This window comes from Olsenella sp. DNF00959, assembly GCF_001553055.1.
GTDB lineage: Bacteria > Actinomycetota > Coriobacteriia > Coriobacteriales > Atopobiaceae > Olsenella_I > Olsenella_I phocaeensis.
The window spans coordinates 367270-385480 of record NZ_KQ960123.1; the positions used below are offsets into that span (position 1 = coordinate 367270).

The 18211-nt window shown below is 64.5% G+C and carries 20 protein-coding genes and 1 tRNA gene; 12 read left to right on the forward strand and 9 right to left on the reverse strand.

The genetic code is table 11. From position 1 onward, the window contains the following. The first annotated feature begins 135 nt into the window (after positions 1–135). From HMPREF1868_RS01580 to HMPREF1868_RS01600, 5 genes are all read left to right on the forward strand, one after another. Positions 136–843: an MgtC/SapB family protein gene (locus HMPREF1868_RS01580; protein ID WP_009277813.1), complete on the forward strand. Its 708-nt coding sequence runs from the start codon at positions 136–138 to the stop codon at positions 841–843. A gap of 619 nt (positions 844–1462) precedes the next feature. Then, the gene (locus HMPREF1868_RS01585) at positions 1463–1762 is read left to right on the forward strand and encodes a nucleotidyltransferase family protein (RefSeq protein ID WP_062529781.1); all 300 of its coding nucleotides are present in this window, start codon (positions 1463–1465) and stop codon (positions 1760–1762) included. Further along, a complete protein-coding gene (locus HMPREF1868_RS01590) occupies positions 1759–2097 on the forward strand; it encodes a HepT-like ribonuclease domain-containing protein (RefSeq protein WP_009277811.1) in 339 nt (112 codons plus the stop codon). Before HMPREF1868_RS01585 ends, HMPREF1868_RS01590 begins: the two co-directional genes overlap by 4 nt. A 351-nt stretch (positions 2098–2448) precedes the next feature. Continuing rightward, a tRNA-Val gene (locus tag HMPREF1868_RS01595) sits at positions 2449–2523 on the forward strand. A gap of 647 nt (positions 2524–3170) precedes the next feature. After that, a complete protein-coding gene (locus HMPREF1868_RS01600; protein ID WP_062529783.1) occupies positions 3171–3641 on the forward strand; it encodes a hypothetical protein in 471 nt (156 codons plus the stop codon). Here the strand turns inward: HMPREF1868_RS01600 and HMPREF1868_RS01605 are convergent. The 7 genes from HMPREF1868_RS01605 to HMPREF1868_RS01630 form a co-directional block, all read right to left on the reverse strand. Further along, the gene (locus HMPREF1868_RS01605; protein ID WP_062529785.1) at positions 3613–3906 is read right to left on the reverse strand and encodes a hypothetical protein; all 294 of its coding nucleotides are present in this window, start codon (positions 3904–3906) and stop codon (positions 3613–3615) included. The two genes, HMPREF1868_RS01600 and HMPREF1868_RS01605, sit on opposite strands and share 29 nt — an antisense overlap. 133 nt (positions 3907–4039) lie before the next feature. After that, positions 4040–4363, reverse strand: coding sequence for a hypothetical protein (locus HMPREF1868_RS01610; RefSeq protein WP_062529787.1), 324 nt, complete (start codon positions 4361–4363; stop codon positions 4040–4042). A 418-nt stretch (positions 4364–4781) separates the two neighbouring features. Then, positions 4782–6197: an AAA family ATPase gene (locus tag HMPREF1868_RS01615; protein ID WP_156439371.1), complete on the reverse strand. Its 1416-nt coding sequence runs from the start codon at positions 6195–6197 to the stop codon at positions 4782–4784. 7 nt (positions 6198–6204) lie between these two features. Then, positions 6205–6606: a hypothetical protein gene (locus tag HMPREF1868_RS01620; RefSeq protein WP_062529791.1), complete on the reverse strand. Its 402-nt coding sequence runs from the start codon at positions 6604–6606 to the stop codon at positions 6205–6207. Further along, positions 6599–6775 (reverse strand): helix-turn-helix domain-containing protein, encoded by a 177-nt coding sequence (locus HMPREF1868_RS09670; RefSeq protein WP_197414912.1) that lies wholly within the window; start codon positions 6773–6775, stop codon positions 6599–6601. Before HMPREF1868_RS09670 ends, HMPREF1868_RS01620 begins: the two co-directional genes overlap by 8 nt. Before the next feature lie 299 nt (positions 6776–7074). Beyond that, complete coding sequence (locus tag HMPREF1868_RS01625) at positions 7075–7917, reverse strand: helix-turn-helix domain-containing protein (RefSeq protein ID WP_156439373.1); 843 nt, start codon at positions 7915–7917, stop codon at positions 7075–7077. Positions 7918–8011: 94 nt separating this feature from the next. After that, positions 8012–9280, reverse strand: coding sequence for a tyrosine-type recombinase/integrase (locus tag HMPREF1868_RS01630; RefSeq protein ID WP_197414914.1), 1269 nt, complete (start codon positions 9278–9280; stop codon positions 8012–8014). A gap of 499 nt (positions 9281–9779) precedes the next feature. Here HMPREF1868_RS01630 and HMPREF1868_RS01635 point away from each other — a divergent pair, with 499 nt between their 5' ends. Together HMPREF1868_RS01635 and HMPREF1868_RS01640 are read left to right on the forward strand one after the other, a co-directional pair. Then, a complete protein-coding gene (locus HMPREF1868_RS01635) occupies positions 9780–10505 on the forward strand; it encodes an AzlC family ABC transporter permease (protein WP_082719467.1) in 726 nt (241 codons plus the stop codon). After that, on the forward strand, positions 10502–10828 hold the full coding sequence (locus HMPREF1868_RS01640; protein WP_062529796.1) for an AzlD domain-containing protein: 327 nt from the start codon (positions 10502–10504) through the stop codon (positions 10826–10828). Before HMPREF1868_RS01635 ends, HMPREF1868_RS01640 begins: the two co-directional genes overlap by 4 nt. Positions 10829–11194: 366 nt before the next feature. On the opposite strand, the gene HMPREF1868_RS01645 is transcribed toward HMPREF1868_RS01640, so the two are convergent. After that, on the reverse strand, positions 11195–11533 hold the full coding sequence (locus HMPREF1868_RS01645) for an acylphosphatase (protein WP_062529798.1): 339 nt from the start codon (positions 11531–11533) through the stop codon (positions 11195–11197). Between the two features lie 118 nt (positions 11534–11651). Between HMPREF1868_RS01645 and HMPREF1868_RS01650 the strand changes: the two genes are divergently transcribed. The 5 genes from HMPREF1868_RS01650 (at position 11652) to HMPREF1868_RS01670 (ending at position 17223) form a co-directional block, all read left to right on the forward strand. Then, a complete protein-coding gene (locus HMPREF1868_RS01650) occupies positions 11652–12593 on the forward strand; it encodes a DegV family protein (RefSeq protein WP_062529800.1) in 942 nt (313 codons plus the stop codon). Positions 12594–12693: 100 nt separating this feature from the next. Beyond that, the gene (locus HMPREF1868_RS01655) at positions 12694–14649 is read left to right on the forward strand and encodes a subtype A tannase (RefSeq protein ID WP_062529802.1); all 1956 of its coding nucleotides are present in this window, start codon (positions 12694–12696) and stop codon (positions 14647–14649) included. A gap of 136 nt (positions 14650–14785) precedes the next feature. Then, complete coding sequence (locus tag HMPREF1868_RS01660) at positions 14786–15277, forward strand: CarD family transcriptional regulator (RefSeq protein WP_062529804.1); 492 nt, start codon at positions 14786–14788, stop codon at positions 15275–15277. Between the two features lie 129 nt (positions 15278–15406). Then, positions 15407–15703 (forward strand): ACT domain-containing protein, encoded by a 297-nt coding sequence (locus HMPREF1868_RS01665; protein WP_009279658.1) that lies wholly within the window; start codon positions 15407–15409, stop codon positions 15701–15703. A gap of 65 nt (positions 15704–15768) precedes the next feature. Continuing rightward, complete coding sequence (locus HMPREF1868_RS01670; RefSeq protein ID WP_082719468.1) at positions 15769–17223, forward strand: citrate/2-methylcitrate synthase; 1455 nt, start codon at positions 15769–15771, stop codon at positions 17221–17223. Positions 17224–17231: 8 nt separating this feature from the next. Here HMPREF1868_RS01670 and HMPREF1868_RS01675 read toward each other — a convergent pair whose 3' ends face one another. Further along, the gene (locus HMPREF1868_RS01675) at positions 17232–18107 is read right to left on the reverse strand and encodes a MurR/RpiR family transcriptional regulator (RefSeq protein ID WP_062529805.1); all 876 of its coding nucleotides are present in this window, start codon (positions 18105–18107) and stop codon (positions 17232–17234) included. Positions 18108–18211: the final 104 nt, after the last annotated feature.

The following is an 18211-nucleotide window of genomic DNA, read 5'->3' on the forward strand; positions in this document are numbered from 1 at the left end:
GCCATCTGGCGTCGTGCATCGGGGAGCGTACGCGCGCTGGGATATAGTTGCGAACACGCACGGACCGCAACGTCGCGCCGGCTGGTGCGACGCGCCTTTTGCATCGTTTGAACTTTGATTAGGAGGAGGAATCGGGTGCTGGGAGCTTACTTCACCCATCTGGCAGACGTGACCGCAGGTTGGAGCGCCGAGGCGGTGTTCTTGCGCATGGCGCTCGCGACATTGGTAGGCGTGGTCATCGGCCTCGAGCGAGAGTACAAGAACAAGGGCGCGGGCATCAAGACCCACGTGCTGGTGTGCCTGGGCTCGGCGATGTCCATGCTCGTGGCCCAGTACGTGCTGGTCACCTTCCCCGACGCACGCGCGGACATGAACCGCATCGGCGCGCAGGTCATCAGTGGCGTGGGCTTCCTGGGCGTGGGCACGATCATGGTCACCGGCCTCAACGAGGTGCGCGGCCTCACCACGGCAGCGGGGCTCTGGGCCTGCGCCTGCATTGGCCTGGCAGCGGGCATCGGGTTCGTGGAGGGCACGCTGATCGCGCTGGTCTTCGTCCTGTTCACCTTCGCGGTGCTGTCGCGCATCGACGCGCGGGTGCGCAGCAAGTCGAAGAACTTCGACATCTACGTCGAGTTCGAGGATCGCAGCGGTGCGAAGAAGATGCTCAAGATGCTGCACTCGTGGGATTGCACCTACAGCGACTTCACCCTGACGCGCGGGGAGTCGGGCGAGAGGGGCATGGCGGCGACGATGTCCATCCACCTCTTCGAGCTGGGCCAGAAGGAGCCGTTCCTCAACTCGATCCAGAACCTGGACTTCGTCAGCTACTGCGACGAGATGTAGGGGAGAGGGGCGCGCGGCGGCCGCGACGGCGTCAGGCGCGCGCGTCTTTGCTGCGACAACGTCCAACGCGTGCGTGTCGACCGCGCGACTACGCTCGGCGCGCATATCTCGCCTGCGACGACGTCCAATGCGTGCGGTACTGCCACGACTACGTCCAACACGTGCGAATTTGTCGCGAGAACGTCCAGCGCGCGCTTCTCGCCCGCGACAACGTCGAACGCGTGCGTTTTTGCCGCGACTACGTCCGACGCGTCTTTTCTCCATCGCTCAACTGGGCAAACGTGACGCCTAAAGACGCGTTCGACGTGCTCGCGAGCGATAATGACGCGTTGGACGCTGTCGCAGGCATGATGGCCGATCATGTCATCTTGGTAAGTCAGCAGAATTTGAATTTTTGCTGACTAACCTTTCCGTGAGCTGGGCAAATGCGAATGAGGTCAGCAGAAGAGAAAATAATGCTGACTTGGTACGGAGCGGATGACGGGGCGAGTGGCCGGAAACTCCCAATGCCAGCCGACAGCCGTCCACCATGCCAGCCATCTGACAAGTCACCGAAAGAATGCCGTCCTGCCATTTAGGCAAGTACAATCAAGATGGTTCACAGCGGAGAGGAGGCGTCATGTCCGAGCCACTTTCAAGAGATGAGATCACCCAGATCATCAGGCCAATCCTAAGGCGATATCATGCGAGCGGCGCCGCCCTATTCGGCTCATACGCACGTGGGGAAGCGACGCAAGACTCGGACATTGACCTCATCATCTATGGCGGTCCCGATTTTGATCGTACGGACATCTTCTCCATTGCCGAGGAGCTCTTTGAGGCCTCTGGGAAGCGAGTTGACGTCTACGAGGCAAGCGAACTCGACCCGACCTCCGACTTCTATAGTTCGATCAAGCATGACGAGGTGCGTGTGGCATGAACGACTCCGACCGCCGGAACCTCGAGCGAGCACTTGAGTTCGCCGATGAGCTCGCAAGTACGCTCGTCGAGCGCGACATCACACGCGAGATCCTGATATCCGATCGCTTTGTTCAGTGGGCAATCACAACGCCGCTGTATAACGTGGGCGAGTTCGTCTCGCACGTCTCCAAAGAACTGCGGGCCTCGCACCCAGAAATCCCGTGGTCCAAGGTCGCGGGCACGAGACATCGCTTGGTACATGACTACGGCGGCACCGATTGGACCATAGTCACGGAGATAGTCTATAGGGACCTGCCCTCCTTCGCGGACCAAATCCGTGGACTGCTGAGATAGCGATTCTTCCAATTGGATGCTTTCTGGCAGCCAGCAATAGGCTGCATATCGACAACGTCCAACGCGTCACCACCACTAGCGAGTACGTCGAACGCGTTTTTACGCGTCACGTTTGCCCAGTTGAGCGATGGAGAAAAGACGCGTCGGACGTAGTCGCGGCAAAAACGCACGCGTTCGACGTTGTCGCGGCAGAGACGCACGCGCCGCCATCGCCGCATCAGCGCCAAGCGCTCCGCCAGCCACTTCGAGCGAGTAGGTATGGAGAGAAAATATCTGTTGCATGCTGGGGGGAGTTCCTCTATAGTAGCTAACGCGCTGCGCGAACCCCCCCCATGCGCGGCAGACATATTCGGGCGTTTAGCTCAGGGGGAGAGCGCTTCCCTGACACGGAAGAGGTCACAAGTTCAAATCTTGTAACGCCCACCAAAATCAAGCCCCGTACCTGCGGAAACGCGGATGCGGGGTTTTCGTATGGCTCGATTTATCCCAATGCGCAGCAAATGCGCAGCGGATGCGCAGCAGCAACGCGAGTCTGATTGCCGTGTGGATGCGGACTGCCCTCCATCGCGGTACTGGCATGCGCTGTTTTCGTGGAGCGGGTGGGCGGCAGGGCCACGCAATAAAGCCCGCCACCAAAACACACGGCATTGGAACGGGGGGTGCGCGTGGACGGAACGGGTGCGGTTCGCATCACGGGACGGAACCGATTCTCACCCGTGCGCCTAGTAGGGGTGGGCAAACGCCAGTGCCCACCTACTACAGGTGCACGCACCACTTCCAGTGGAACGGAAAGGAACGGAACGTTCTTATATATATCGGTTCCGTTCCAATCTCGGGGGGCGCTCGGGTTTTTGGTGGTGGGCTGGGCCGGTGGTCCTCCCCGCGAAAAAGTCGGGATTTTTAAATTTGGGGCCTCGGTCGGAATCCGTGGAAGGGACGCCGGTCTACGCCATGCGGCGAAAAGGGGGCGTTACCCCCGGGGGGCACGCCCCGCTCACGGCCCAGGCGAGAGGGCCGTTTGAGATGCTTATGCTGGGTGGCAGGCAGGCATTGCGTGGAACGGGGAGGAAGCCATGACGTACGATTGCCAGCCGGGAAGCCAGCCACGCCCGCGCTCCGCCAGGGACGGCCTGGGGCGGGTGCGCGCCATGTCCGCCGACTACGCCAGGTCGCGGCGCACGCTCGCCCAGGTGAACGCGATGGTGGCGGAGAGGAGCGGGGAGGCCCCGGCGCACCTCCTGAGGGCCAGGGACGCCATGACGGCCCGCCTGGCCGCCTGCGAGGAAGCCTGGGACGCCCTGTGGCCCGCGCTCGCGCGCGTGGCCTCCTCCTGCGGCCCCGCCGCCGCCGAGGTCGTGCGCCTGAGGTGCTGCGAGGCCCTGGCGTGGGGCGAGGTCGCCCGGGGCGTCTCGTACTCCGTGCGGCAGGCGCAGAACCTCCTCGCCCGCGCCTGCCGCGACCTGGACGCGTGGGACGGCCCGGCGCCGTGGCGGGACTCCGGGGCCGCCCCGGGGCCTATCGCCTCGCGCCGGGCAGGAGCCTGAGCGCCTTGGAGAAGTCGAGCAGGAGCTTCAGCTGTGCTCCGTCAACATGCCGCGCGCGGTCCATTTCCGACGCCAGTGCCAATGCCCCGCGTATGGGTGCCGCCTGGGCGTCCTCGTCGAGTCTCCCTGACGCCACAGCCGCATCAATGCTTGCCTGCATGGCTTGGCAAAATCTGTGCCCGCCCGTGCCGCTGCGCTCCTTGGGTGGCGAAGCGAAGTCGCGCGGGCAAGCAATTCCTTGTTCTAGGTCCATATCGTCCTTCATCTTCCTTACCTCCGTGTGGATTGGGTCCTTCTGTTTTTGAAAATGCCCCGGGGGGAGAAAGGCCCTAATGCAGGGCCAGGGCCGGGGTCACCAGGGAAAGACCCCCCACCCCCACGGGCGGCGTGCTCAGCCGTCATTCCCTCTCGAACGTCACGTGCGGTACGAGACCGAACGTGGACGCCGCAACGGCTACTCCTCTCAGCGTGAGGCCGAGCGGGTCGTGCTCCAGCGCCTCGGCGACCTGCCTGAGAGCGCCAGCCGCCTCGCTGAGCCCCTGCTCGTAGCCGAGCCGCGCCGCGCCTCGCAGAAGCTCCAGCCTCCTGTCGCTTACCAGCGCGCCCGCAACATCGCAGGCCAGACCGTCTAGCACGTCGCTCACCTGCTCGCCCACCATCCATGCCGCCATGGCAGCGTCATCCTCTGCCGTCCAGAGAACGAGCCTCTTGTCATCTTCCATGTTCGATTCCTCATCTCTCTGTTCTATCTTGCGCCTCGTGGCCTTCTCGCTGCTGCGGACCGGCTGACCCGAGAAACCGAGAAGGAGCCTATAAAGAGAATGGCTAGCTTCTCTCCCTGCCTACGGTGGAACGCCACGCCGTAGGGGGAGGGGGGGAAGACGGTAAACAGCCCCCTATAGAGGCTCCTTCCCCTCTCGGGTCACTCATCCCCCCGCTCAGTGAGCACCCCGCCTACCGCGCTGAACGGGGTACTGACCTGCGTTCCGTCCCGTTCGCGCGTGACCGTACGAACGAACGCCCACCGCTTACAGTGCCAGTCGTTCGTTCGTACGGAACGGGCTGGGGTCTTGGCTCCCCAGCCCGCAGGGTACTTGGCGCGGCACGAACGAACGAACGAACGAACGAACGCGGACCCCCCTATACGGTTGGCGTTCGTTCGTCCGCCTCGGCGGCAACATCGGTACGTCCCACGTCATCCACGGCAACGACAATGCCACCCCCCTTTACGAACGGAATCACGTCATTGCTAGGCTTCGTCCAGTTGGCGATAGTGCCAACGGACACCCTCGCCAGCCCGTAGTCCCCCCTGTGGGAGTTGTAGTAGTCGCGGACGTACTCCATCGTCGGGTTGACTCCCTCGAGCGCCGCCGCGCTCACGGCCTCGCCCACAAGCGCCGCCTTGCGCTTCCAGTCGGCCTCGGCACGCTCCGCGTTCGCCCTCCCGCTGTGGGCGCCGTTGGCCTGCGGACTGCCCTTGATGTATGCGCCGCCAAGAAGCCCACCCACGTCCCGAACGAATCGCGTGCCGGTGAATATGAGGTCGATGGGGCGGCGGGGCCTGAAGTCCCTGAGGTCGAACGAGAGGCGGTAGGCAGAGTATCCCTGTTCAGCCAGCTCGGCCCCCGCCTCGCCCCTCGGGTCCACGTCCAGCGGGTCCAGGGAGAGAAGGGCGTCGGGGGCACGGGCGAACACCGAACTCCCGGCCATGCGGTCGACGGACGCCTTCATGCCCGAGCTTCCCTTGGGGAAGTGGTGGACGCCCACCACTGAGCAGCCCGCCCTGGTGAGCCTGTTGAGTTCGGCGAACAGGGCGCGTATTGCCTCGGCGTCGTTCTCGTTGCCCGTCTCGATGGCATAGAGGCAGTCCACGACCACGCACGCGGGCGTGCCGCCCAGGTGGACCAAGACGGCCTCCACGAGTCTGTTGGCATCGTAGCCCGCGCCCCTGCCGCTCAGCACGTCCACCATGCGTGCGGCGTCGTGCGGTATGCCCATCTCGCCCCGCACGGCCTCGCACCGGTTGGCGAACGATGCCGGGGAAACCTCCATGTTGCAGTAGACCACCCGCGTCCTGGCGCACCTCGCCCCAAGCCACTCCCCGCCCGTGGCAAGCGCCCACATGAGGGCGACGGCCAGCCACGTCTTTCCCCCTTTGGGTGGGGCCGCTATGAGCATCACCTGGCGCTCCCTGAGAACGCCCTCGATGATTTCGGGGTCGGGGTCTAGCAGTCCCTCCCCGGTCACGTCATAGAGGCTCACGAACGGGGACGCGTCCACCTTCGGGGGAGTGACGGAGGATGGGCCGGACAGGAGGGGAGGCTCCGCGTACCCGCGCGCCTTCGCCATCTCGATTACGTTATAGGGGCTTCCGTGGGCCTCGGCCATGCCCCAGACGCCCTCTGCCTCCTCCATGCCGCATCCGAGCCACGTGCCGACATCGACGGGGGAGAAGGGGCCGTTGTAAGGCTGGGCCTTAAGGCTGGAGACCACCTCGGCCCTCTCCCCATCGGTGAGGGAATCAGGTCGCATGGAGTCGGACAGGAGGGCCGCCATGACGCGCTCAGACGCCAGCAACGTCCGGCCTCAGATCGTCGTATGCCTTCGTGCGCATCTCGATGTACGGGCGGCACTCGGGGGCCTCCGCAACGAGCAGGCGTGCCAGGGCGGGAACGATGGAGTTGTCTATGGTGGTTCGCCTGCCGTGGGCGTCCGTGAAGTCGTGCCTGCGGATGTACTCGGACAGCTCCTGCATGCCGAACTTCCGCCCCTCGGCCGCGCACGCACGGCCACGGCTGAGGGACCAGGCCCACGCATCCGCGTTCGTGGCAGTCCAGGCTCTGGCCTCGCGCATGCGGCGCGCGGCTCGTTCGTCTATCATCGGCGAGGAGGTGCCTACGAGCCCCTCGCACTTGGCCTCCGTGGTGGTTGCCGCCGCCTCGGGGGCCTTCTTCTCGCTACTCATTGGCAATCGCCTCCGCCTGCGAGAGGCCGAGCCTCTCCATGAGCGCCTGGCGGTTGACGTGCCAGCACTTTCCGAGCCTCACGCCCTCCAGTTCGCCGCGCATGCACAGCTGCCGCACGTGCTTTGGGGTGCAGCCTATGAGCCTCGCTGCCTCGTTCGGGCTAATCATCGGTCTCGTACCTGTCTTTGCCATCCGTAACCTGCTTTCTCTCAACCCCTTGTTTTGCAGTTCCCAGGGGACTGAGCACAGCTTACGGAATGAGGATACCTATGTCTACCTGCGGAAACACGGTCTTAGTGAGGCGAATAGGTATTCTTAACGCCTCATATTACTTTCATGCAAAGCTGGCCCAAATTGGCCCATTTCGGCCTATAAGGCTTTCGGCTGGAGGATTGGGTGGGGCGTCATACATTGAATTCGCCCCATTTCTTGCCTAGAAAAAATCTGAGAATTTGTTTCCGTCTCTACTAAAGGCTGAGTAGCCCGAGCGCACTACCCGCCGCCGTTTCCACGGCAGCTTCGAGCGCCGTGCTATTCGCACGCTCGAGAAAGAAATCGCTGGCGGCGCTGATTATGGGAGGCAGGGCGCGATAGTCGCCCCTGAGGGTATCTAGGTCCCTTCGCAACGACTTCGCGTATTCGTCTATTTCCTCCTGGACGTCCGTAATAAGGCGTTCGTAGCAGCCCACCGCCGAGGGTATCGCCTCGTGTACCCGCGCGTCATCGTCATCCAGCAGGGCGAATTGCTCTGGAAGGCAATCAAAGAAGTCATCTACTGTCATGCCCGCCCACTCTAGCTTTGGCGAGGAGGCTCGCCGCACGTATTCGATTCCGTCCCCGCGCTCTTTGGAGGTGGTTCGGACATATCTCATCGGGAACCGTAGAAACGCATACCCCTCCGTCATATCGAGAGAGTCATCTCCGCCAGTCCATATGTCTGCTTCTCTTACGACTAGCCGTGGGTTGGAAATGTCCTTGATGGCTTTCCGTATCTCGTCCCTTGTTATGGCGAAGCCACTCATTTGTCTAACGTCGGCTGACGTATCTATGGTGCGGCGAGCGCCGCGCTCAAACGTGAGGTCAAGCATGAATGGGATTCCGACCCCGAGGAAGCACGCCGCCTCGATTAGCTTGTCGTTCGGCATGAACTGGTCGCCACTTATCCATCTGGCAAGCGTTCTCCTGTCAATGCCAAGGGCATCGCTCAGCTCCTTCCTGGAGCCATGCCCACGTTTGGCGAGCAGCATATCAAGATTCTCTTTGGGCCTGTTGCCCCTTGGGTCGTTGACATCTGTGCCATGCCTGCCCACGGTCTGACCTCCTGCTTTGGTCGCGTTGCCCTGATTGTTCATGTGAGAAGCCCGCCGTCTCCCGCGCCGCCCACGACCCAGGGAGGCGGGGAGCCTACCCCTGCGTTCCGTCGCGCCTGAGCGGCACCACGTCTGCGGGGGCGTGCCCCCTGAGCGCCCTCTCAACGGCCCCCATCGCAGACGCCTTGCTCCTCTCCTTGGAGGTCGTGTACATGTTGAGCGTCGTGCTTATCTGGGAGTGCCCGAGGTTCCCCGCGACGCCCGCCACGTCCTCGCCTGCCGCTATGGCGACGGTGGCGAACGTGTGCCTGAGGTCGTGGAACGTGGCCCTCCTGCCCTCGGTGTCCACGATGCCCAGGGCGACGGCCAGCGCCTTCCACTCGCGGGAGAGGATGGTGGGCGTGTAGAACGACCCGTCGATGCCCCCCACGACGAACAGCGCGCCGAATGCGGCCTCGTAGCCCCTCTGCCCGCGCCTCATCCCGCCAGCCGCAAGCGCGGCCTCCACGGCCTCCCTGCGGGCCGACAGCACCCCCCCGAGGTCCGGGGGTATCGCGATTGAGCGGGTGCTGCCCTCGTTCTTGGGGGCCTTCACGTAGAACCGCCCGCCGTCCTGGCCTATGGCGTGGGTCACGTGGATGCGGCCTCCCGTGAGGTCGACGTCGCGCCACCTGAGCGCGCATATCTCGCCCTGTCGCATCCCCGTCCTCACGGCGAGCTGCACCGCCGTGGTGAAGGCTGAGCTTCCCGCCTCGGCAAGCGTCTCCATGAGGCGGTCCATGCTCGCGTCGCTGAGCGCGTTCCTTGCGCGCTTCCCGCTGCCGAGGCTGGGCGCCCTGACGCCCCGGCACGGGTTGTCCGGTAGGTCGCCGTCCATGACGGCCTGCTCGCAGACCATGCGTAGGAGCCTGAGCGCCTTCGTCACGGTCGATGGTGCGAGGCCGTCAGAGACAAGCCCATCCTTCCACGCCCTCACGCCCTTGCGGTCTAGGTTGCGCATGGGGAGCTTCGAGAAGGCCCTGTCGAGCCTCCTGGCGCTCTTGCGGTAGTCGCAGACGGTGGAAGCCTCCAGCTCGCCTGCGGCCTCCCGTGAGTCGATGTAGCGCGCCACGTACTCGGCGACCGGCATGAGCGCGTCCACGGCTCGCGCGTCCCGCTCTTCCTCCGCCTTCCATGCGGCGAGGGCCTGTATGGCCTGAGTCTTGGTGCGCACCGTCTCGGGGTCGAACACGCGCGTTCTCTGCCTCCACACCTCGCGCCGTCTCTGCTCGGGCCTGCGCGTGTCCTCGCCCTCTGGCTTGTCCACAAAGGCGGGGTTTGGGACCTTGTGCTTCAGGATGCCCTCCCATGGCTTCAAGGCCATGGTTGTGCGCCGCCTGACGTACGACTGCTGAAAGAAATCGGTGCTCTCCACCCTCTGCCTCCGAACCCCTGACCATTGGGGGACGCCACCACACGCGCCACCACATCCGCCACCACAAATTATAGTATCCGTGGTTTCTACGTTCCATAGGTACCCAAAACAACTGCTGTTTTGTTCGTCTATTCCAACGGGTTTGTGCGACGAAGTGACTGAAAATCCCCGTGTCAGGGGTTCGATTCCCTTCCCCGCCACCATAAAAAAGGCCCGTCTACCTGCGTGAAGGTAGGCGGGCTTTCCTGTCGGGTGGGTATCTGTTCCTTGCGGTGTCCCATGCAAGCGCGTACACCTTCGCGCGCCTCCCGCATGCCAAATCGCGCGGGGTGCGTTAAGGCGACGTGACTGAATGGTTTCCCGACTGTGACCTTGCCAAGGCGCGCTTCTCAAGGGTGCTAGCCTTTGCCCGCGGGAGCGGTTTGTCGGTGATGCGCAAGGGGGCGCAATGGCTTCAAAAGAGGGGGGCAATGGCACCGTGGGTCGACGGCTTGCGCACGTGTTTCCCCATGCGCTGCCCGTCGTTCTCGCCTACCTGGTCATTGGGATCCCTTGCGGCGTGCTCGAGACGCAGATTGGCTTCGGTCCCCTCCTCGCCCTCGCCTTCTCGTCCACCTTCTATACCGGCGCAGGCCAGTTCATGCTGCCCCAGATGGTCCTTGCTGGGATGCCGCTTCCCACGACCATTGCGAGCATCGTGCTGGTGAGCTCGCGACAGCTTCTCTACTCGGCGGGACTTGCCCCCTACCTGGGCAAGGGTTCGCGCCTTGACGCGTTTGCGCTTGCGGCGACTGTCACGGACGAGTCCTTCGGCGTCAACCTCGACCGCTTTGCGGGAGATGCCGGCTGGGACGTTCGCGACGGCCTTCTCCTCAACCTCCTCTGCATGTCCGCGTGGGCGCTTGCCAATGCCGCAGGCGTGCTCGTAGGTGGCATGGTGAGCCTACCCACCGTGCTCATGTCATTTGGCATGACCTCGATCTTCGTGTGCCTGCTCCTGGGGCAGCTGCGTGACGGGTCCACCTACGTCGCGGTCCTTGTCTCGGCACTCCTCGTCCTCGTCTGCAAGCTCGCTGGCCTCCAGGGCGCAGCCGTGCTCCTCGGCGCCGCCGGTGGCGTTGTCTGCGGGCTTGTCTGGCAGGTCTGGGGCCGGAGTGGGGGTATCCGGTCATGAGCGCCTCTCAGATCGCCCTCACTTGGGCTGTCACCTTTGCTGCCATCCTCTCCTTCAGGACGTTGCCTCCGCTGCTCCTGAGGGGAAGGAGCCTCTCGCCCCGTGTCGGGGAGGCGCTCGGGCTCATACCGGCCGCCGCCTTCGCCGGTTTGGTGGCAAACGACCTCCTCGACCCCTCGGCCATCGCGCGCGACCCGCTGGCAGCGGCGTCCGGGCTGGTCGCCGCCGTCATCGTCGCAATCGTGGCGCGTAGGACGAAGTCCCTGGTCCTCTGTGCCGCAGTGGGCATGTTGGCGTATGCGTTGTTGGGCCTTCTCGCCTAGCCCTTCGAGACGGGCGAGAGGATTCCCCTGCAGTCCTGCTGAGCACGCCGTTGCGCACAAGCAAATTATCCAGCACGCTGTTACGCACATTGGCGGTATCTGCCAACTGCGGAAACGTCAGGCTGAATGTGCGCAACGGCGTGCGCGATGCGGCGAATGTGCGCAACGGCGTGCGCGATGCGGCGAATGTGCGCAACTGCGTGCGTGGTGCTGCGACTGTGCGCGATGGCGTGCTAGGCGTCTGGGGGCGTGTGCAACGGCGTGTGTGGTGCTGCAGCGAACACGCAAACGTGTGCGGCAGCGTGCAGGATGTTGCAGCTCGCACGCTCGAACGCGACCGCCCGCCTTGCGGCGCGCCGTCTCCAGCTAGTAGCGCACGCGGAAGCCGACCTCTCCGGGCACGGGCTCGAGCTCGACCTTCGAGTCGATGCGATAGTCGATTGGGTAGCGGGCGTATGCGTTCGAGAAGCGCCCAAAGAACTCAGATATGGCGTCGTCCGTCCCCTGGAGCTCCATGCTCACGCTGCCGTCGTCCTCGTTCCTGACCCAGCCCGTGCAGCCCGACTCGCCGGCCACGTGCTGGGAGGTCCAGCGGAAGCCGACGCCCTGGACCTCTCCGCGAAACACCAGGCCCAGCCGTCTCGTCCCCTCGGGCAGGGGACCCTTCTCCTTGCCGTTCCGCCTCCGCAGACCAAAGCCAAGCATGAGGCAGCCCCCCGTTCGGACGTCCAAAACCCTTGGGCGTACAATACCATCAGTAGGTTCCGCCGTGTCCGCTCGACGCCGGGCGCGGTCCCAGGTCCACCCGCGCCGAGGAGGATGCATGCCAGCGAAGTTCAACCTGATGACGGATTCGCCCTGCGACTTCACGCAGCAGATGGTGGAGGACTCCGGCATACGCTGCCTGCACTTCAGTTACACCGAGGCCGGCCGTGAGGGCGGGCTCAGCGGCGAGGACGACCTCTTCCAAAGCCGTGACCCCCACAGCTTCTACGAGGAGATTCGCAAGGGCGCCTGCCCCATGACCTCCCAACCCTCCCAGCTGGAGTTCGAGCGCGCCTTCCGCGAGGCGGCGGAACTCGAGCTCCCTGCCGTCTACCTCTGCTTCTCGAGCGGCATCTCGGGCTGCTACGAGGGGGCCCAGACGGCGCTCGCGCGTCTGGAGGAGGAGGTGGGCCACAGCCTGCCCATCAGCATCGTCGACCTCAAGCTGGGATCGACGGCGCAGTACCTCTTCGTGGTCGAGGCGATCCGCCAGCGTGACAAGGGCCTCACGGCAGACCAGATGGTCCGCTGGGCGGAGGAGGCGCGCTACTTCGTGCAGACCATCTTCATGGTGGACGACCTGGACGCCCTGCATCGCGGCGGGCGCGTTCCCAAGTCGGTTGCCGTCTTGGGCGGGGCCCTGGACGTGAAGCCCCTTCTCACCTTTGACCTCGACGGGGCGCTCAGCGTCATCGGCATCTCACGTGGGCGCAAGAAGGGCCTGCGCAAGCTGGCCTCCTTCTACGAGCGGAACCACAACGACGACCTCTTCTCCAACGTGGTGGCCATCGGCAACGCCGACTGCCCCCGCGACGCCGATCGCCTCGCGGACATCATCCATAAGGGCAACGACTCTGCTGTCACCATGGTCTCGACCATAGGGCCGACCATCGGTTGCCACGTGGGTCCCGGCATGGTCTCGTGCTGCTTCTGGGGAGAGGACCGTCGCCACGGGGCGTCGGTGGCAGACCAGATCTCGCGGAGCGTTCGAGACCAGTAGCACGGACGCCGGGTAATCGCGCCGCCACGTCAGATGGCGCAACGCCCAGCACGAACGTCAGACACGGCGCGCAGGGGAGCGCACGCAACTAGGAGGACACATGAACGCCAGCAGAAGAGACTTCCTCGCCCTCTCGGCCGTAACCGCAGGCCTGGGCCTCGCCGCCTGCGCGCGCCCCGGCGGGCAGACGAGCGACCAGGCCACTGACCAGCAGCAGGAGCAGTCCTCCGTCAACCTCGAGGAGTTCGAGGGGCTGGCACTCAAGGACGACGCCTGGAAGTACGACGCTGCCAACGACTGCTACTACCAGCTGGGCGTCAAGTACTGCTTGAAGCCCGGCAGCGAGTCCTACGAGTCCCTGGCCATCTTCGTGCCGGGCGCCTACTTCGACGCGCAGAAGTCGGGCGAGAGCTACAAGTGCACGGTGAAGTCGGACGCCACCCTGGCCGGCCTCACTCCCAAGACGGCGCCCGTCGTCATGCCTGTGAACTCCGCCCGCCTCAACGCCCAGGCCTGCCCCACTTCCTACTCCTACGACGGCCTGAGCCGCTACCTCTCTGCCGGCATGGTGTACGTCTATGCGGGCTTCCGCGGTCGCTCCGCGGGAATCGCGAGCGACTCCCAGGACCTCTATCCGGGCGGCGCACCCTGGCCGGTCGTCGACCTCAAGGCGGCCGTGCGCTACCTGCGCTACAACGCCTCCAAGCTCCCCGCCAACCTGGACCGCGTCTTCGTCGCGGGCTACGGCGCGGGCGGCGGCGTCTCGGCGGTCCTCGGTGCGGGCGGGGACTCCGCGCTCTACCAGAAGTACCTGGAGGCCATCGGCGCCGTGACGCACGACCACGAGGGCAACGCGGTGTCCGACGCCATCTGCGGCTCCGCCTCCTGGTGTCCCGTCACCTCCTTCGACACCGCTGACGGGGCGTACGAATGGATGATGGGCCAGTTCTCCACCACGGGGACGCGCAAGGAGGGCAGCTGGACCGCCCAGCTCTCGCACGACCTCGCCGACTCCTACGGCGACTACGTGAACCAGCTCGGCCTGACGGACAACAAGGGCAACGCCCTCGGGCTCGAGGAGACCTCGGACGGGAGCTACCTTGCGGGCGAGTACTACGACCAGCTGCTAGGCTGCATCGAGGACGGCGCGAGCAGCTTCCTCTCCAGCACCGAGTTCCCCTACACCTACACGCCCGCCCGAATGTCCGACTCCTGCTTCCCGGGCGACCCCAACCTCGCCGCCTCGGGCGCGGACGAGATCGACGCCCTGAGCTCCGCTGGCTCCACGTCCACGACCTCTGGTGCGGGCACGTCCGGGACGGGCGGAGATGGTACGGGGGCGGAGTCGTCTTCGGCCGGATCCGTGTCGGCCACCGGCGTCTCCCAGGTGCAGTCCACGGTCTATGAGTCTCTGGGTAGCTACCTCTCTGCCCTCAACTCGGACTCGCGTTGGATCACCTACAGCAGCTCGCGCCAGACCGCGCGCATCACGGAGCTTTGGGACTTCGTCGCGAAGTGCCGCCCGGCACAGAAGGAGGTCTGCGCCTTCGACGCGCTGGACCGCTCTACCATGGCGAACCAGCTCTTTGGCATCGACGCCGAGTCCACCCTCCACTTCGACCGCACGGTGTCGGACCTCCTGGCCAATAACCAGGTGAGCTACGCGACCTTCGAGGGCTGGGACGGCAGCTACGTGAGCTCCTGGAGCGCGGACGTCGTGAAGAAGGACGCCTTGGGCGTGAGCATGGCCGACCGAGTCCAGTCCATGAACCCGCTGTACCACATCTGTGGCAGCTACGAGGGCTTCGGCCAGGCTAAGGTCGCCCCACACTGGCGCATCAACACGGGGCTCTTCCAGACCGAGTCCGCGCTTTGTGGGGAGCTCAACCTCGCGCGCGCCCTCTCGGCCTACGACGGCGTCAGGGACGTCGCCTTCACCCCGGTGTGGGGGAGGGGCTACGAGCTCGCCGAGGCCTCGGGAGACCCGCAGGACAGGCTTGTCGCCTGGGTCCTCTCCTGCCTGGAGTCCGAGGCTGCCGCCGTTCAGGCAAGTTAGGCTATCGCCGAGAAGGAAATAGATAAAGATACGGCTACCCTTACCTGAGTGCAAGAGTAAACAGAGCAGAATTTGAGATTTTCTCCCCTTCCGTGATAGACTCGAAGAAGTCGAACACGGAAGGGGTGCTGTCTGCATGTATGAGGTCGGGGAGTACATCGTTCATCCGGGCCAGGGTGTCTGCAGGGTGGATGAGGTGGTCGATGACCCCCAGCCCAGCTATCAGCTCATGCCCGTGGGCGTGAGGCATCCCATGCGCATCAGCTTCCCCATTGCGAGCGAGTCGCGCCTGCGCCCCGTCCTCACCCACGACGAGGCGATGACCCTCATCGGCGAGTACCCGAGCCTGGACGTCGTGGAGCTCGGTCCCAACAACAACGCCATGGAGGAGTACTTCAAGAACAAGATTCGCCGTGGCAGCTGCCGTGACTCCGTGCGCGTGGCGAAGACCTTCCGCCGCCGCATCGCGCAGGTCAGGGCCAACAACAAGAAGCCGCCCGTGGCGTACGAGCGCATCCTCAAGCAGGCGCGCGAGCGCTCCCTGCAGGAGCTTGCCGTGGCCCTGGACTCCACCAAGGAGGACGTGCAGCAGCTCTTCGCGCAGCGCGAGGATGCCGCCACGGCCTAGGTTACGCTTGTGCACCCGCTTGGCCCGTCCGGCCGGGACGGGGGCGGGACTGCCATACAATGGTATGACGCAGAACCAGCGTGGGCGCCGATGCGGTGCCCACGCGCTCTTTGAGGGGAGAAACGCCACATGGCGGTAGCAGACGAAGCCTCCAAGTCCCGTGCCATCATCACCGTCCTGGGCAGCGACCGCCCGGGCATCGTGGCCGCGGTCACGGCGGCGCTCGCGCATCACGGCGCAAACATCCTGGACATCTCCCAGACGATCCTGCAGGGTACCTTCACCATGACCATGCTGGTCGACCTGGCCGACTCCAAGGTCGACTTTTCCGCGCTCCAGGACGAGCTGAGCGGCCTCTCGGGCGAGCTGGGCGTGCAGACCAACATGCAGCGCGAGGAAGTCTTCAACTTCATGTACCGCCTCTAGCGCGGCCAGCCGCAGCGGCGCCCCCGCGCGCAATGGCGGCAGACGAGAGGAGCGTGGAAAGAGACATGCCCAAGAGCCCCCTGACGCATCGGGTTAGGAGCTTCCTCACCTCGAAGGACACCTCCGCCCTGAGCCACATAGCCGACGCCTACCCCATGCCCTCCGAGGGGCTGGGGCGTCCCGCCGCGTCCGATGGCCTCTACGAAGGCATGCAGCGTGCGGACAGGCTCCCGGACGAGCTCTACGAGCGCTACGACGTGAAGCGCGGCCTGCGCAACGCCGACGGCTCCGGGGTGCTTGTGGGCCTCACCACCATCTCGAACGTGCACGGCTATAACAAGGTGGACGGGCGCCTCGTCCCCGACCGCGGGGACCTCAGGTACCGTGGCTACTCCATCTCGGACCTTGTGGAGGGAAGCCACGCCGACGATCGCTTCGGCTACGAGGAGGTGGCCTACCTCCTCCTCTCCGGTGCCCTGCCCACCCAGGCGGAGCTCGACGACTTCCGTGCGCGCATCGACTCCCGCCGACAGCTGCCCGAGGGCTACCTGGACATCTTCCCGCGCGTCACCTACAGCCACTCCATCATGAACGTGCTGCAGCGCGCGACCCTCCTGCTCTACGCCTTCGACCGCAACCCGGACGACACCTCGCCCGAGCACGAGATAGACGTGGCGCTCTCGCTTCTGGGCCGCTGGCCCCGCGTGGCGAGCGTTGCGCACCAGGCCTACGTCGCCTCGAACGAGGGGGTGCGCCTGCGCGTGCCTCCCGCCCGAGAGGGCTACTCCATGGCCGAGACCATCCTGGACGTGCTGCGGGGGGACGAGGGCTTCAGCAGGAGTGAGGCCATGCTCCTCGACGCCATGCTCATGCTGCACGCGGAGCATGGCGGCGGCAACAACTCGAGCTTCACCTGCCGCGTGCTGAGCTCTTCGGGCACGGACGCCTACAGCGTCTACGCCGCCGCGCTGGGCTCCCTCAAGGGCCCCAAGCATGGGGGAGCCAACTACAAGGCAGGGGAGATGATCGAGGACATAGCCGCTCACGTGGGCGACTGGTCGAGCGACACGCAGGTGGCGGACTACCTCACGCGCATCCTGGGGCGCGAGGCCTTCGACGGGACCGGCCTCATATACGGCCTGGGGCATGCCGTATACACCGTGAGCGACCCGCGCGCCGAGGTCGTGCGCGAGCAGGCGAGGAAGCTTGCGGAGGAGAAGGGGGAGCTGGACAAGCTCGAGCTCATTGGCCGCGTGGAGAGGCTTGGCCCCGAGCTCATGCGCGAGGTGCGCGGCATCACCAAGCCCATCAGCACCAACATCGACCTCTACACCGGCTTCGTGTACTCCATGCTAGGCATCCCCAAGGACCTCTACACGCCCATCTTCGCCATGGCCCGCTGCGCCGGTTGGGCGGCCCATCGCATGGAGGAGCTCTATGGCGCCGCGCGCATCATACGTCCCGCCTACCGTTCGGTCATGGGGGACTTCGCCTACGTCCCCATAGGCAGGAGGGGCTAGGCTCGCTCCTAGAGGGGGTCCATCTGGCCCGAGTAGTCTGCCTTCGTGGTCGCAATCGCCCGGCGCATCTTGTGCAGGGTCTCTGATACCTGGGGCATCCTGAACATCACTGCCGTGTAGAGCGTGTCGATGAGGACGAGCTGGGAGATGCGGCTGGAGAGCGACTCGGAGCGATAGCCCGTCTCGTCCGAGATGGAGACGAGGACCACGTCCGCATTCTCCAACAGCTTGCTCGAGGGGTAGCTCGTGATGACGATGGTGCGCGCGCCCGCATCCTTTGCTATGGCGGAGAGGTGGATCATCTCCTTGGTGAGCCCGGTGTGGCTGATGATGATGGCGCAGTCTTCCGGCCCCATGACGGATGCCTGCATGAGCTGCAGGTGGTAGTCTTGGGCGAACTGGGAGCGCAGGGGAGAGCGAAGGAACTTCTGGTATGAGTCGTAGGCGACTGCGTTCGACTCTCCACAGCCGTGGAATGACACTCGCATCGACCCCAGGAGTATGTCGACGGCGTTCGATATCGCTTCGGGGTCCTGCAGGCGCAACGTGTCTTCGAGAGACTTGATGCTTGACTGGAACACGTGCTGGGTTACGGTCGGGATGTCGTCGTCCGGGCAAATGTTCTCATGGATGGACGTCTGCGGGTCGTAGGCATCTGCGAGAAGGTCGTCACGGAATTCCCTGAATCCCTGGTAGCCTAACCGCTTCGCGAACTTGAAGATGGTCGAGTCCGCAAGTCGGAGCTTCGAGGCCATCTCGCTGATCGTCATTCGGGAGGCCTCGACGGGATTGGCAAGGATGAACTGAGCAATTTTCTGCTCCTTCGGCGTGAAGGTCGAAGAAGAGGACTTGATTCTGAGCAGCACGGCAGGGGTTGCGCTCATTGCGCTCGTCCAATCTCAAGAGTAGAACGTCGCTTTTAATAAAAGCAATTATAAAAAATACCTGCAATATTATCGCCTGAATGACCTGCCACCGCAAATCGCGA

Coding starts and splice junctions, on each gene's coding strand:
- HMPREF1868_RS01585 (WP_062529781.1), top strand. CDS start 1,463: ATGTCCGAGCCACTTTCAAGAGATGAGATCACCCAGATCATCAGGCCA.
- HMPREF1868_RS01610 (WP_062529787.1), bottom strand. CDS start 4,363: ATGGAAGATGACAAGAGGCTCGTTCTCTGGACGGCAGAGGATGACGCT.
- HMPREF1868_RS01615 (WP_156439371.1), bottom strand. CDS start 6,197: ATGGCGGCCCTCCTGTCCGACTCCATGCGACCTGATTCCCTCACCGAT.
- HMPREF1868_RS09670 (WP_197414912.1), bottom strand. CDS start 6,775: ATGATTAGCCCGAACGAGGCAGCGAGGCTCATAGGCTGCACCCCAAAG.
- HMPREF1868_RS01655 (WP_062529802.1), top strand. CDS start 12,694: ATGAACGCCAGCAGAAGAGACTTCCTCGCCCTCTCGGCCGTAACCGCA.
- HMPREF1868_RS01670 (WP_082719468.1), top strand. CDS start 15,769: ATGCCCAAGAGCCCCCTGACGCATCGGGTTAGGAGCTTCCTCACCTCG.
- HMPREF1868_RS01640 (WP_062529796.1), top strand. CDS start 10,502: ATGAGCGCCTCTCAGATCGCCCTCACTTGGGCTGTCACCTTTGCTGCC.
- HMPREF1868_RS01645 (WP_062529798.1), bottom strand. CDS start 11,533: ATGCTTGGCTTTGGTCTGCGGAGGCGGAACGGCAAGGAGAAGGGTCCC.
- HMPREF1868_RS01605 (WP_062529785.1), bottom strand. CDS start 3,906: ATGAAGGACGATATGGACCTAGAACAAGGAATTGCTTGCCCGCGCGAC.
- HMPREF1868_RS01635 (WP_082719467.1), top strand. CDS start 9,780: ATGGCTTCAAAAGAGGGGGGCAATGGCACCGTGGGTCGACGGCTTGCG.
- HMPREF1868_RS01600 (WP_062529783.1), top strand. CDS start 3,171: ATGACGTACGATTGCCAGCCGGGAAGCCAGCCACGCCCGCGCTCCGCC.
- HMPREF1868_RS01660 (WP_062529804.1), top strand. CDS start 14,786: ATGTATGAGGTCGGGGAGTACATCGTTCATCCGGGCCAGGGTGTCTGC.
- HMPREF1868_RS01590 (WP_009277811.1), top strand. CDS start 1,759: ATGAACGACTCCGACCGCCGGAACCTCGAGCGAGCACTTGAGTTCGCC.
- HMPREF1868_RS01620 (WP_062529791.1), bottom strand. CDS start 6,606: ATGAGTAGCGAGAAGAAGGCCCCCGAGGCGGCGGCAACCACCACGGAG.
- HMPREF1868_RS01675 (WP_062529805.1), bottom strand. CDS start 18,107: ATGAGCGCAACCCCTGCCGTGCTGCTCAGAATCAAGTCCTCTTCTTCG.
- HMPREF1868_RS01650 (WP_062529800.1), top strand. CDS start 11,652: ATGCCAGCGAAGTTCAACCTGATGACGGATTCGCCCTGCGACTTCACG.
- HMPREF1868_RS01630 (WP_197414914.1), bottom strand. CDS start 9,280: ATGGCCTTGAAGCCATGGGAGGGCATCCTGAAGCACAAGGTCCCAAAC.
- HMPREF1868_RS01665 (WP_009279658.1), top strand. CDS start 15,407: ATGGCGGTAGCAGACGAAGCCTCCAAGTCCCGTGCCATCATCACCGTC.